Annotated in this window: 13 protein-coding genes; 5 read left to right on the top strand and 8 right to left on the bottom strand. The window is 73.4% G+C overall.

Translation table 11 applies throughout. The annotated features are described in order from the left end of the window. Positions 1 to 17: 17 nt before the first annotated feature. From HUT12_RS20595 to HUT12_RS20625, 7 genes are read right to left on the bottom strand one after another with little or no spacing between them, the layout of a single operon-like run. Positions 18 to 1292, bottom strand: a complete 1275-nt coding sequence (locus tag HUT12_RS20595; RefSeq protein WP_131054095.1) for a beta-ketoacyl synthase — start codon at positions 1290 to 1292, stop codon at positions 18 to 20. Then, positions 1289 to 1687 (bottom strand): cupin domain-containing protein, encoded by a 399-nt coding sequence (locus HUT12_RS20600; protein ID WP_131054094.1) that lies wholly within the window; start codon positions 1685 to 1687, stop codon positions 1289 to 1291. Before HUT12_RS20600 ends, HUT12_RS20595 begins: the two co-directional genes overlap by 4 nt. Then, positions 1680 to 2447, bottom strand: a complete 768-nt coding sequence (locus tag HUT12_RS20605) for an SRPBCC family protein (protein ID WP_176094408.1) — start codon at positions 2445 to 2447, stop codon at positions 1680 to 1682. The genes HUT12_RS20600 and HUT12_RS20605 overlap by 8 nt, the downstream gene beginning before the upstream one ends. Further along, positions 2444 to 3823 carry an acetyl/propionyl/methylcrotonyl-CoA carboxylase subunit alpha gene (locus tag HUT12_RS20610; protein WP_176094409.1) on the bottom strand — a complete coding sequence of 460 codons (1380 nt, stop codon included), beginning with the start codon at positions 3821 to 3823 and terminating at the stop codon, positions 2444 to 2446. Before HUT12_RS20610 ends, HUT12_RS20605 begins: the two co-directional genes overlap by 4 nt. Before the next feature lie 11 nt (positions 3824 to 3834). Next, complete coding sequence (gene accB / locus HUT12_RS20615; protein WP_254876903.1) at positions 3835 to 4575, bottom strand: acetyl-CoA carboxylase biotin carboxyl carrier protein; 741 nt, start codon at positions 4573 to 4575, stop codon at positions 3835 to 3837. Beyond that, positions 4572 to 6260, bottom strand: coding sequence for an acetyl-CoA carboxylase carboxyltransferase subunit alpha (locus HUT12_RS20620; protein WP_176094410.1), 1689 nt, complete (start codon positions 6258 to 6260; stop codon positions 4572 to 4574). The genes accB and HUT12_RS20620 overlap by 4 nt, the downstream gene beginning before the upstream one ends. Next, positions 6257 to 6583 (bottom strand): TcmI family type II polyketide cyclase, encoded by a 327-nt coding sequence (locus HUT12_RS20625; RefSeq protein ID WP_131056042.1) that lies wholly within the window; start codon positions 6581 to 6583, stop codon positions 6257 to 6259. Before HUT12_RS20625 ends, HUT12_RS20620 begins: the two co-directional genes overlap by 4 nt. 309 nt (positions 6584 to 6892) lie before the next feature. Here HUT12_RS20625 and HUT12_RS20630 point away from each other — a divergent pair, with 309 nt between their 5' ends. The 5 genes from HUT12_RS20630 to HUT12_RS20650 all read left to right on the top strand — a co-directional run bounded on the left by HUT12_RS20630 (position 6893) and on the right by HUT12_RS20650 (position 11258). Then, on the top strand, positions 6893 to 7699 hold the full coding sequence (locus HUT12_RS20630) for a BTAD domain-containing putative transcriptional regulator (protein ID WP_176094411.1): 807 nt from the start codon (positions 6893 to 6895) through the stop codon (positions 7697 to 7699). A gap of 144 nt (positions 7700 to 7843) precedes the next feature. Continuing rightward, the gene (locus tag HUT12_RS20635) at positions 7844 to 8191 is read left to right on the top strand and encodes a TcmI family type II polyketide cyclase (RefSeq protein ID WP_131056046.1); all 348 of its coding nucleotides are present in this window, start codon (positions 7844 to 7846) and stop codon (positions 8189 to 8191) included. Positions 8192 to 8205: 14 nt separating this feature from the next. Next, a complete protein-coding gene (locus HUT12_RS20640; protein WP_131056048.1) occupies positions 8206 to 9555 on the top strand; it encodes an NAD(P)/FAD-dependent oxidoreductase in 1350 nt (449 codons plus the stop codon). A 219-nt stretch (positions 9556 to 9774) separates the two neighbouring features. After that, positions 9775 to 10827 carry a hypothetical protein gene (locus HUT12_RS20645; RefSeq protein WP_176094412.1) on the top strand — a complete coding sequence of 351 codons (1053 nt, stop codon included), beginning with the start codon at positions 9775 to 9777 and terminating at the stop codon, positions 10825 to 10827. 224 nt (positions 10828 to 11051) lie between these two features. Then, the gene (locus HUT12_RS20650; RefSeq protein ID WP_176094413.1) at positions 11052 to 11258 is read left to right on the top strand and encodes a hypothetical protein; all 207 of its coding nucleotides are present in this window, start codon (positions 11052 to 11054) and stop codon (positions 11256 to 11258) included. Positions 11259 to 11465: 207 nt separating this feature from the next. Here HUT12_RS20650 and HUT12_RS20655 read toward each other — a convergent pair whose 3' ends face one another. After that, the gene (locus tag HUT12_RS20655; protein WP_176094414.1) at positions 11466 to 13037 is read right to left on the bottom strand and encodes a right-handed parallel beta-helix repeat-containing protein; all 1572 of its coding nucleotides are present in this window, start codon (positions 13035 to 13037) and stop codon (positions 11466 to 11468) included. Between the last annotated feature and the right edge of the window lie 143 nt (positions 13038 to 13180).

A 13180-nucleotide genomic window follows, 5' to 3' on the forward strand; every position in this document is an offset into this window, starting at 1 on the left:
GCCGTACGCGGGGGCGGTCACCGGGCCACCTCCCGACCGAGCCGACGGAACAGCATGGCCGACTGGAACCCGCCGAAGCCGCTGCCCACCGAGAGCGCCACGTCCACCGGCACCTCCCGTGCCTCGTTGGGCACGTAGTCCAGGTCGCACTCCGGGTCGCGGGTGGTCCAGTTGGCGGTCGGCGGCACCACTCCGAACTCGATGGCCAGCGCGCACGCCGCCATCTCGATCGAGCCGATCGCGCCCAGCGAGTGCCCGACCATCGACTTGATCGAGCTGATCGGCACCCGGTACGCGGCCGGTCCGAGCGCCCGCTTGAACGCGGCGGTCTCGTGCCGGTCGTTCTGCCGCGTGCCCGAGCCGTGCGCGCTGATGTAGGAGACGTCCTCCGGCGCGAGCCGCGCCTGCCGCAGCGCGTCGGTGATGGCCAGGCCCATCTCCACACCGTCCGGACGCAGCCCGGTCATGTGGTAGCCGTTGCTGCGGCTGGCGTAGCCGGCCACCTCGCAGTAGACGTGCGCGCCGCGCCGCTGGGCGTGCGTGGCCTCCTCCAGCACCAGCACCGCCGCCCCCTCGGCGAGCACGAAGCCGTGCCGGTCGGCGTCGAAGGGGCGCGAGGCGTGTGCCGGGTCGTCGTTGTCCGGGCTGGTGGCCTTGATGGCGTCGAAGGAGGCCACGGTGACCGGGGAGATCGGCGAGTCGGCGGCGCCGGCCAGCACGATGTCCGCCTCGCCGTCGGCGATGAGCTGGTGGGCGTACCCGATGGCGTCGATGCCGGAGGTGCAGCCGGTGGAGACGACCTGCGCCGGGCCGTGCAGGCCGTGGTGGCAGGCCACGTCGGCGGCCAGGCTGCTGGGCACCAGGGCCGGATAGAGGTACGGGCCACCGAGCGCCGCGTCGACCAGCCACCGCCGTCCGCTGTCGCTGACCGTGACGTACTCCTGTTCCAGGGCCATGGTGCCGCCGACGGCGGTGCCGAGCACCACGCCGGTCCGGTCCCGCTCGGCGTCGGTGAACTCCAGCCCGCTGTCGACGACCGCCTCGGCGGCGCAGGCGAGCGCGAACTGCACGTACCGGTCGGCGCGCTGCCGTTGCGCCGGGGTCAGCCCGGCGGCGTCCGGGTCGAAGTCGCACTCGGCGGCGATCTGCGAGCGGAACGGCGACGGGTCGAAGAAGCTGATCCGCCGGGTCGCGGTCCGTCCCTCGGTGATGCCCTTCCAGAACCGGTCCCGGGTCACGCCACCGGGAGCGACCACGCCGACCCCGGTCACCACCGTGCGCCGCCCGGTCACGACCCGTTCCGCTCGTCGGCCACCTCGGTGTCGACGTGGCCGAGTTCCGGGCGGGGGGCCAGCGGACCGAGGTGGAACACCACCTCGGCGGGCTCGTCGCCGGTGTTGCGCAGCCGGTGCCGGACGTTGCGGGCCACGAAGAGCGCCTCACCGGCGGTCAGCAGCACCGGCTCGTCGTCCAGGTCGACGGTGATCGTGCCGCGGGCGACGTAGAGGAACTCCTCGCTGTACGGGTGGTAGTGCTCGGCGATCCGCTCCCCCGGGCCCATGGTGGCCACGCCCATGAACCCCGAGGTGCTGCCGACGGTCCGTGGGCCGAGCAGGACGCGCAGCTCACCGCCGCGACGGCGGTCGGCGGGTACGTCCCGGGCGGCCACCAGTGCCAGATCACTCATCGTCGCCTCCGGTCGTCGACGCGGTCGCCACCGTGGCGGCCCGCTCCCGTGCCAGCCGCTCGATCCGGTCCTTGATCACGGCGAGCTGCACCACGCTGTTGGTGTTGATCCGCTCGGTCATCCCGGCGTTGTCCACCGGGGCGGTCGGCTTCATCGCGAAGTCCTGCACCCAGGTCATCCGGACGCCCTCGGGCTCCTCGGTGTAGGTCCAGTGGATCCGCATGTACTCGAAGGGTCCGGTCTCCACCCGCCGCGCCCGCACCTGCCGGGTCGCCGGGTCGGGCGTGCGTTCGCTGATCCAACTCCAGGCCACCCCGTTCTCGTCGGGGTGCATGGTGAGCCGGAACCGTACGGTGTCGCCGTCCAGGCCGAGGATCTCGGCTCTGGCGTACTCGGTGAACAGCTCGGGCCAGCCGGCGACGTCGTTGGTGACCGACCAGACCAGGTCCAGCGGCGCGGCGATGACGATGCTGTTCTCGGTGTGCCCGGGCGGGTCGGCGGCCGGGGCCGGTGGGTCGGTCTGCTGGGCGACCAACTCGGCGACGGCCGGGATGGTGAGCTGGGCGGCCTGCTCCGGAATGCTCACCCGCCACCGGTCGGCGACCACGGCGGAGAGTTCGAGCAGCGCGAGCGAGTCCATCCCCAGTTCCTCCAGGGAGGCCGCCGGGGCACGGGCGGCCGCGTCGGGATCGAGCCCGCAGTTGGTCACCAGGATGTGGGTGATCTCCGCGGTCAGCGAGCGGCCATCGGTGACGGTCATCGGTTCCTCCTCGGATGGGCGGGGGTGGGTCCGGCGGTCATCCGGTCGACCAGGCCGGTGGAGTAGCTCCCCTTGCGGAAGTCGGCGTCGTCGAGGACGCGCAGGACGAAGGGGATGGTGGTCCGCACACCGGGACCGGTGATCTCGAACTCGCGCAGGGCCCGGTCCAGCCGGCTCAGGGCCAGGTCGCGATCGGGGGCCCAGACGGCCACTTTGGCCAGTAACGAGTCGTAGTGCGGGCCGACCAGGTAACCGGTGTGCCCGTGGGTGTCGACCCGGGTGAACGGACCGCCGGGCGGCACGAAACGCTCCAGCCGGCCGGGGGTCGGGACGAACCCGCGATCCGGGTCCTCCACGTTGACCCGGCACTCGACGGCCACCCCGGTGAACCGCACGTCCTCCTGCCGCCACCGCAGCGGCGTCCCGGCCGCGACGTGGAACTGCTCGTGCACCAGGTCGATTCCGGTGATCATCTCGGTCACCGGGTGCTCCACCTGGATCCGGCAGTTGATCTCCAGGAAGTGGAACCGGCCCTCTCCGTCCACCAGGAACTCCACCGTCCCGGCCCCGGTGAAGCCGACCTCGAGCGCGCCGCGCAGGGCGGTGCGTGCCAGGGCGTCCAGGATCGTCGGGGCCAGCGCCGGTGCGGGTGCCTCCTCGACCAGCTTCTGGTGTCGGCGCTGCACCGAGCAGTCCCGGGTGCCCAGGTGCACTCCGTTGCCGTGGGAGTCGCAGAGCACCTGCACCTCGACGTGCCGGGCGTCGGTCAGGTACCGCTCGACGTACACCCGGTCGTCGCCGAAGGCGACCTGCGCGGCGGCCCGGGTGCGGGCGTACGCGCGGGGCAGGTCGGCCGGGGCGCGGACCACCGTCATCCCCCGCCCACCCCCACCGGCCGCCGCCTTGACGATCACCGGATAGCCCACCTCGGCGGCGACCGCCGCCGCCTCGCCCACGGTCGGCACCGGTTGCACGGCGCCCGGCGGCAGCGGCAGCCCGGCGCGGCGCATCAGCGCCCGGGCCGAGGACTTGTCCGCCAGCGCGGCCATCACCTGCGGTGACGGGCCGACGAAGGTGAGCCCGTTGTCCGCGCAGATCTCGGCGAAGTCGGCGTCCTCGGAGAGGAAGCCGTAGCCGGGATGCACCGCCTGCGCACCGACCTTGCGGGCCGCCTCCACCACGGCGGCGGCGTTGAGATAGCTGCGGCGGCTGGCCGACGGCCCGATCCGGACGGCCTCGTCGGCCAGCCGCACCGCCGCCGAGTCGGCGTCCGCCGTGGAATAGACCACGGCGGTACGGATGCCCAGTTCACGGCAGGCCCGCAGGATGCGCAGCGCGATCTCGCCCCGGTTGGCGATGAGCACCTTCTCGAACACGGTCCACCACCTCAGGCCGGGTCCAGGGCGACCAGCGGCTGGTCGTACTCCACCGGCTGGCCGTCGGCGACCAGCACCTCGGTCACCCGGCCGGCCCGGTCGGCGGTGATCTCGTTCATCAGCTTCATCGCCTCGACGATGCCGACCACCTGACCGGGCCGGACCAGGTCACCGACGGCCACGAAGGGCGCGGTGCCGGGCTCCGGCGCGCGATAGAAGGTGCCGACCATCGGCGAGCGCACCGCGCTCCGAGAGACCGGCGCAGCGGCTCCGACCGGCTCGGGCGGCCCGGTGGGTGCGGACGACGCGAGGGGTGCGGCCGGAGCGGCGGATGCGGTTCGCGGGGCGGGCACCGGGGCGAGCGGATTGGATCCGGCCTCGTGCCGCCACTCCACCTCCAACTCGGCCCCGCCGGCGCACACCCGCAGCCGGCGTAGCGGACCGGGCAGCTCGGCGACGAGCCCGACGACGTGACGCCGCAGGTCGGTGAGCGCCGCCTCGGTGACCGCCCCGTCCCGCGTCTCCGGTCCATCCGGGACCGTCGCACCCCCGTCCGGCCGGTCCGGGTCCGTCGCGCCGGACGCGTGCGTCGCGGGTGGTGGGCAGGTGGGCGCCGGGACACGGTCCGGCGGGGCGGGCGCCGGCGGTGGCCCGGTCGGTGTCGCGACACCGGGCGACGGCACACCCGGCACCGGCGGCCGTACGGTCGGGGCACCGGCGACGGTGGGCGCGGTGCCGCCCGTGGCGCTCACCGGGCACCCGCCCGCAGGCTGCTCCGGGCGGCGCCGAACCGGCGGAACCGGCGTCGGCGGCGCTGCACCAGCGTGGCGACCGGCACCTCCAGCAGCGGCAGCAGGCTCGCCAGCACCGCCTCGCGGACCGCGTGGGCCGTCGCCTCCGGGTCGTCGGCGGCCGAGCCGGGTGGTTCCGGCACCACCTCGTCGACGATGCCGAGCCGGACCAGGTCCGGGGCGGTCAGCTTCAGCGCCCGGGCCGCCTGCGGCGCGGCGGTCCGGCCCGGCCAGAGGATCGCCGCGCAGCCCTCCGGACTGATCACCGAGTAGACCGCGTGCTGGAGCATCAGCACCCGGTCGGCGACCGCGAGGGCGAGCGCGCCACCGCTGCCGCCCTCGCCGGTGACCACCGTGACGACCGGGGTGGGCAGCACGCTCATCGTCAGGATGTTCTCCGCGATGGCGGCGGCCTGGCCGTGCTCCTCGGCGGCGACACCGGGATCGGCGCCCGGGGTGTCCACCAGGGTCACCACCGGCAGACCGAGCCGCGCGGCGAGCCGCATCAGCCGCAGCGCCTTGCGGTGCCCGGCCGGGCTGGCCATGCCGAAGTTGCGGGCCACCAGCTCGGCGCTGGTGTGTCCCTTCTGGTGCCCGATCACCATCAGGTGCCGGCCGTCGAGCCGGGCCAGTCCGCCGACCACCGCCGGGCAGTCGCCGCCGAGCCGGTCGCCGTGCAGTTCGGTGAAGCCGTCGAAGGCGCTCTCCAGGTAGTCGAGCGTGGTCGGGCGGGCGGGGTGCCGGGCCAGCCGGACCGTCGCCCAGGCGTCCCGGGTCACCGGCTCCGGGTCCGGCCCCGGATCGGCGGGGCGCGACGACGGGGACGCCACGCCCGGTCGACGACCGCCGGCCGCGGCGGCGAGCAGCGTCGTCAGCCGGGCGCGCAGCGCGTGCCGGGGCACCACCATGTCGACCTGGCCGTGCCGCAGCAGGAACTCGGCGGTCTGGAAGCCCTCCGGCAGGTCCCGTCCGGTGACCTGCCGGATCACCCGGGGGCCGGCGAAGCCCATCCGGGCGCCGCTCTCGGCGATCACCAGGTCCGTGCAGGTGGCGAACGAGGCGGCCACTCCCCCGTACGTCGGGTCGGTGAGCACGCTGACGGTGAGCAGCCCGGCCTCCCGCAGCGCGGCGATCGCCTGGCTGACGGTGGCCATCTGCATCAGGGACAGGGCGCCCTCCTGCATCCGGGCGCCTCCGGAGGCGGTGACCAGGACCAGCGGGACGCCGGCCGCCAACGCCTCCTCGGCGGTCCGGGTGATCAGTTCGCCGACCGCGCAGCCGAGGCTGCCGCCGAGGAAGCGGAAGTCCATCACGGCGAGCGCGCAGCGGTACCGGCCGACGGTGGCGGTGCCGCAGAGCACGGCCTCGGGAAGCCCGGTGTCGGCGCGGGCGGCGGTTAGCCGGTGCGGGTACGGCAGCACGTCGACGAACCCGATCGGGTCCACCTCGGCCGCGCGGTCCGACAGCGGCTGGAAGGACGCCGGGTCGACCAGTTGGCCTACCCGCTCGGGCGCGGCGAGCCGTGCGTGCCGACCGCACTCGGGGCAGACGTCGAGGTTGCGCCGCAGCCGCTTGCGGTAGAGCAGGGTGGCGCAGCCGCCGCAGCGCGACCAGAGCGTGCCGTCGGCCGGCGCGGTGGCGGTCACGACCGTGGCCCGTCGAAGTGGTAGAAGCAGCGGGCCATCGCGTCGCGCGGGGACCGCCAGGTCGGCAGGTACGGCGAGACGTACGGGCTCAGCCGGGCGCTGACCCGCTGGAACTCGGGGTGGTCCCGGACGGCGGCGACCGCCTCGTCGCCGGGCGACTCGGTCTCCAGCAGGTGCACGTACAGGTCACCGAGCCGGTACAGCGACCGGTGCCGGACACCGACCAGCCGGGGCAGCTCGGTGGTGTCGGACTCGGCGAAGATCTCGGCGACGGTGGCCTCGGCGGTCGGGTCCACCTTCGCGACGATCAGCGTGCGGTCCATGCTGGACCTCCCCCCATGGGCCGGTGGTGACACCACCGGCTGCCCGGACGACTGCGGCCACGATGCGCCGCCACGCGTCACCCGAGCGTCACCGGAACCCTCGCCTCCGAGGACGGTTGGTGACGTTCCGTTGACGCATGCTGTGCCCCACCTGTGTGCCGGCGAACGCCATGATCATCACATGTTCGCAGTTCAGAGCCAGGTTCATGAAGAGGCTTAAGTTACTAAGCCGACATCAGCGTTGACTCAGAGTAACCGCTATTGATAATCTTCACGACGGAACCGACCCGTCCCGCAGGGGGTACCGCCGTGGCCGCCGAACCACCCGCGCCGACCACCGGCGAACACCGGACCGCCGAGGTACGCCTGCACCTGCTGGGCGGTTTCCGGCTCACCCACGACACCGCTCCGGTGGTGGTGCCCCGGGGACTGCAACGGATCATCGCGCTGATCGGGCTGCGACCCGACGCGACCCGCGCCCACCTGGCCGGTCTGCTCTGGCCGGAGGCCGGCGAGGACCGCGCGCTCTCCTCACTGCGCACCGCGCTGTGGCGACTGCGGCAGGACCCGTACTGCCCGTTGACCACCACCGCCGACACCATCCGCCTCGACCCGACGGTCACCGTGGACGTCGACCGGCTGGTCGAGACCGCCGCCCGGGTACGCGACGGCCAGGCACCCGAGGACGCCGCCGAGGCGCTCGCCGCCGGGCGGCACGACCTGCTGCCCGGCTGGTACGAGGACTGGGTGCTGACCGACCGGGAACGGCTGCGCCAGCTCCGGCTGCACATGCTGGAACAGGTCGCCGCCCAGCACCTGGCCGCCGGGCGGCACGGCGAGGCGCTGGAGGCGGCGCTGGAGGCGATGGCCGCCGAACCGCTACGCGAGACGCCGCACCGGCTGGTGGTCCGCATCCACCTCGCCGAGGGCAACGCCTTCGAGGCGGTACACGCCTTCTACGTCTACCGCGACCTGCTGCTGCGGGAGCTGCGCCTGGAACCGTCCCCGGCGATGAGCGCGCTGCTCGACGAGACACTGGAACCGATCCGCCGGGCCACCCGGGTACCCGCCGAAACCAGCCACCCAGGCGGCCGTGCCCGGTTCCGGACCCGCTGATCCGCCGGACCGCGCGGGTCGCGTCACCGGCCCGACCGGTCGCGTTGACGGGCAGGTGACAGTCCACCGGAGAGGGTGACATCGGACAGCCGTCCGTGGCCCGGCGCGAGACGTCCGGGCGGGAACACCGGTGAGAGGGGTCCGATGAGCCGTCTAGTGATCGTGAACAGGATCATCCCGGGCGCGGAGGGACGGGTGGCGCAGATATTCGCCGAGTCCGACGCGACCGAACTGCCCAGCCTGACCGGGGTACGCCACCGGTCCCTGTACTGCCTGCACGACCTGTGCGTACACCTGATGGAGACCGACGACGTCGGCACGGACGCCCTCGCGGCGGCCCGCAACCACCCGCTGTACCGCGAGGTCAACGAGCGGCTCTCCGCGCACACCTCGCCGTACCTGCCGACCTGGCGCTCCCCCCGTGACGCGATCGCCAGCTGCTTCTACCGCTGGGACGCCGCCGACGTCCCGGCACCCCGCGTGGCCGGCTGACCGGCGGTCGGCTGATGTCCACCCGCACACCGCACGTCCTGGTCATCGGCGCGGGCACCGGCGGTCTCTGTCTGGCGCACGGGCTGCGCCGGGCCGGGATCAGCGTCGCCGTGTACGAGCGGCACCGGACCCGGGCCGACGGGCTGCTCGGCTACCGGGTGGGCATCGGGCCCACCGGCAGCCGGGCGTTGCGCGACTGCCTGCCGCCGGAGCTGTTCCGGATCTACCTGGCCACCTGTGCCCGCTCACCCCGCTACTTCAACGTGCTCACCCAGCGGATGCGGCACACCGCGTCGTTCCCGTTGCGGCCGGACACCGACCCGGTGGACACCGAACGCTCGGTGGCCCGGATGACACTGCGTCAGGTGCTGTTGACCGGGATGGAGGACGTGGTGCACTTCGACCGCACCTTCACCCACTACGACCAGCACGACGACGGCACGGTCACCGCGTACTTCGCCGACGGCACCAGCGCCGTCGGCGACCTGCTGGTGGCGGCGGACGGCACGCACTCCGCGGTCCGCCGGCAGTACCTGCCGCACGCCACCGTCCGGGACGCCGGCACCGTGAACATCGCCACCCGGATCCCGCTCACCGCACACACCCGGGGACTGCTGCCGGAGACCGTCCGGCGCGGCATCTCGCTGATCTTCGGGACCGGTGGGGTGATGGGCGTCCTGCACGTGATGGAGTTCAAGTGGGACGGCGACGGGCGACTCAAGCCGGACGTCCCACCCGCCGACGCGGCCCTGCTGGCCGACTGGCCGGGGCTGCGGCACGACCCGACCCGCGACAACATCAACCTGGTGGTGTGGAGCACTGCGCGGCGCTTCCCGGCGGACGTCCTGCGCCGCCGGGGCGGGGAACTGATCCAGGTGGCGCTGGAGTTGACCGCCAACTGGCATCCGACGCTGCGGGAACTGCTCAGTCGCGCCGACCCGGAGAGCGCGCTGCCGATCCGGGTGTCCACGTCGGAGCCGGTGCCGCCCTGGAAGAGCAGCACGGTGACGCTACTCGGTGACGCGATCCACACCATGACGCCGGGCCGGGGCGTCGGCGCCAACACCGCGTTGCGCGACGCCAACCTGCTGCGGCGACACCTGGTCAGCGCCGTGGCCGGCGAGAAGACGCTGGTCCAGGCGGTGGCCGACTACGAGGCGACGATGCTGCCGTACGGCTTCGCCCGGGTGGCCGACTCGTTGAACCGCAGCGGCACCAGCGGGGACGACCGGATGTACAAGCCGGTGTTCGGCCGACTCGCACTGCTCGGCGCGCGCGGGTATTTCCGGGTCACCAGCCGGGTACCGCCGCTGCGGCGCAAGTTCGTCGACGACTTCTACACCTATCGCGGCGAGGAGGACTGATCCGTCCCGACCCGACCCCGGCACGGCCGACCCCGTGCCGGGGTCGCGGTGCACCCACCGTGTCCACACCGTCCGTTCCGCGCCGGACACCTGCGGTGAACCCCGTCCCGCGAGTACGGACTGTTACATGGCCTGCCTGTTGCCCCGGCCCCACGTGTGCGAAGCTGCGGCGAGCTTTTTTCGCGACGATTCGGACGTAGGACTTCAGGGAGGTTTACCGTGGGCGACTCCTTCGGGAGCTGGCTGATACTGCTCGTGGCGCTGCTGGCGGGTCTGGCGGTGGGCTGGGTGCTGCTGCGCGGCCGACGGGGCGAACCTCCCGCGTCGACCACCGCGAGCGCCACCACCAGCGAGCCGACCCCGGCCGCCACCGTCAGCGAGCCGATCCCGGCCGCCGTCGAGACCGAGCCGACCCCCGCCGCCGTCGAGACCGCACCGCCCCCCGCCGCCACCATCGCGGAACCGGCCCCGACCGCCGTCGAGACCGAGACGGTCCCGACCGCCGCCGACACCTCCGCCGCCGACACCTCCGCCGCCGAGACCTCCGCCGTCGAGACCGAGCCGACCCCGGCGCTGGTCGAGACCGCGCCCGCCGCCGAGACCACCGCCGCTACCGAACCCACCGCCGCTGCGGATACCAACACCGTTGGCGAGCCCTCCGCCGCCGTCCAGGCCGAGCCGACCCCGGCGCTGGTCGAGACCGCGCCCGCGGTGGACTCCGAGCCGGTCGCCGCACAGCCGGCAGTCGACGCTCCGGTGACCACCGAACCGATCACCACCGAGCCGGTCACCCCGGACCCGGTCGTCGCGCCCGCCGACAGCACTGCGCCGGAGCCGGTGTCCGCCCTCGACGGACCTGCCGAGACCGACTCCGCCGAACGGCCCACCGTCGCCACCCCGCCGGTACGGCCCACCCCGGCCGCCGACCCCACGGCGGCCACCACCGCACCGGTCACCACCGAGGCCACCGCGTCGCCCGACGCCACCGCGCCCGCCACCGAGCCGGCCCCTGTCGAGCCGGTGACCGCCGCGTCCGTAGTGGCCGCACCCGCTGCCGCCGGGGCTGCCGACGACTTCCGGCGCATCCAGGGGGTCGGGCCGAAGATGGCCGCCGCGCTGCAGGGTGCGGGCATCGTCACGTACCGGCAGTTGGCCGAGCTGGACGAGGCCGCGCTGCGGGAGGTCATCAAGGGTGCCGGACTGCGCGCCACCGCGAGCCTGGTCACCTGGCCGCAGCAGGCGAAGGTGCTGGCGGCCGGCGGCACCGACTGACCGATCGCCCCCACGGGCCGCCGACGCGGACGGGTCTTCGGACCGTCCCGGGTCGGCGGCCCGTCTCGTTGTCGTCATGGCGGCTACGCCCCGTGGCCCTGCTGCGGGTCGGAGTCGCCGCCGCTCTGCTCGTCGCCGGGGCCACGCCGACCTCCGTTTGGCCGTTCGGTCCGTCTGGGTACAAGGCCCGGCACCGTGCAACCCACCGGACCGTGGAGGAAGCCATGCGTGGCACGTCGATATTCGGAGTCCTGGTCGTGATCTGGCTCATCATCGGCGCGGTTGCCGCCGGCCAGCGCGGCTACTACGACAACGAGGAGACCAACTGCGCCGAGTTGGGCACCATACTGGTGACCGTCGTCGCCGGGCCGCTGAACTACGTCGGCGCCAACCCGCAGGTCGAGTGCGAACTGCCGCAGCCCTCGCAGTGACGCTTCCCGGGTGACATGCGGAAGCCACTCGATCCGGGATCGAGTGGCTTCCGTCGTGCCACGAGGCCACTCGATCCCGGATCGAGCGTGATCTTTGGGGTTTGGGCGACGGGAGGTGCCCGGCGCGCCCAGGACGGTCCAGGACGGATCCGGCCCTCCGCCGTGGTCTCGAGGACCGGGTGGCGGAGGGCCGGACGTACGGGTGGATCAGCGGAAGCAGTGCGCCACCGGCGGACGGCTCCCCTCGCAGTTGGTGGGGCTGTTCTCGATCACGACGGTGTCGTCGTCGATCTTGAGCTGAGCCCGCTCGACCTGTGCGCCACCGGCCTTCACGGTCGCCCGGTTGCCGGTCACCTGGCTGCGGTAGAGCGAGGCGGTGCCGGCGGTGACGAACAGCCCGGCACCCCGGGACCGTGGTCCGACCGCCGCGTTGTCCTGCACGTCGCTGCCGCGCACCAGCAGGTTGGACTTCTCGGCGTAGATGCCACCACCGTTGCCCCGGGTGGTGTTGTCCTGGATCACGCTGTCGTCCAGCGGCAGCAGGCCCTGGACGGTGGAGATGCCGCCACCGGCCACGGCGGCCAGGTTGTCCCGGATCGTCATCTGGCGCAGGATCAGCACCGCGTCCGAGTTGGCCAGGCCGCCGCCGGTCTGGGCGCTGTTGCCGATCACCGCGCTGTCGAACACCTTGGTACGCGCGGAGAAGCTGGCCATTCCACCGCCCTGCCCGGCGTTGTTCTGCACGAAGGTGGAGGAGTACACGTCACCGGCGGCCCGGAAGTTGGCCAGGCCACCGCCGTAGCTGACCGCGCTGTTGTGCCGGAACTCGGTGCGGTGCATGGTCATCACACCACCGTTGAGCAGGCCCCCGCCCTTGCCCTGGGCACCGGCGGCACGGTTGCCGATCAGTCGGCTGTCGCTGATCTGGAGGTTGCCGTCGTTGAAGATGCCCCCGCCGCCACCCTCGGCGGACAGCGAGGTGCTGTTCACCACGGTCACGCCCTCGACCACCGCGGTAGCGCCGTGCACGACGAAGAGGCTGCCGCCCTCCACCTTCGACCGGCCGTTGCGAAGGGTCACGTCCCGCAGGGTCAGCTCACCGCCGTCCCGCACGGTGAAGAACCGGAACTCCTCGGCGTCGGCGGCGCGCACGATGGAGGCGCCGGAGCCCTCGATGGTGATCCCGTGATAGATGACCGGCAGTCCGGCCGTGTCGTCCGCCGGGTTGCGCGGCGGCGCCTCGGCGTCGCCCGGGGTCTCGGCGGCGTCCGCGGCATCCCGCGCGTCGCGGATGCCGCCGTCGTACTCGTCGACCTGCACGAAGGCGTGGGTCAGCGTGTAGGTGCACTTCTCGGCCAGGTGCAGTGTCGCGCCGCCCTCGGCGTTGGCGCGGACCAGCGCCGCGACGAGTCGGGCGGAGTCGCACGGCACCCGGATCGCCTCGCCCTGCGGCGGGCGACCGTTGCGGGTCGGCAGCCGGTCGGCGGACGCGTCGCCGCCGTCGTGCCGCCACTCCGGGCGCTGGCGGTCCGGGCCCTGCTGATCCGGCCGCTGCCGGTTCGCACCGGGACTGGCGTCCGGGACACCGGGAACGTCGGAGTACATCGCGGCGGCCCGACCCGGGCTCGGGGCCGGTGTCCGGCTCTCGGTGGCCGAGGCGACGGCGGTCACGCCCGCCGCCCCGACCACCAGAGTTCCCGCCATCAGGCCGCCGGCCAACAGCCAACGGGACCGCCGTCCGGGTCGACCCGACCCAGGGCTGCCTCGGTAGGTGGACATCAAGGTTCCTGCCTCTCGTGCATGCGAAGACACGGCCGCGCCGAAGCGGGCGCGGGGTGGCGGACGTCGCCTCCGCCACCAGAGGTCACCGTACGAGGATCAAGAACCCAAATCCGGCATACGTGAATAAGTAAGCCACTCGC

This window comes from Verrucosispora sp. NA02020 (assembly GCF_013364215.1).
Classification (GTDB): domain Bacteria; phylum Actinomycetota; class Actinomycetes; order Mycobacteriales; family Micromonosporaceae; genus Micromonospora.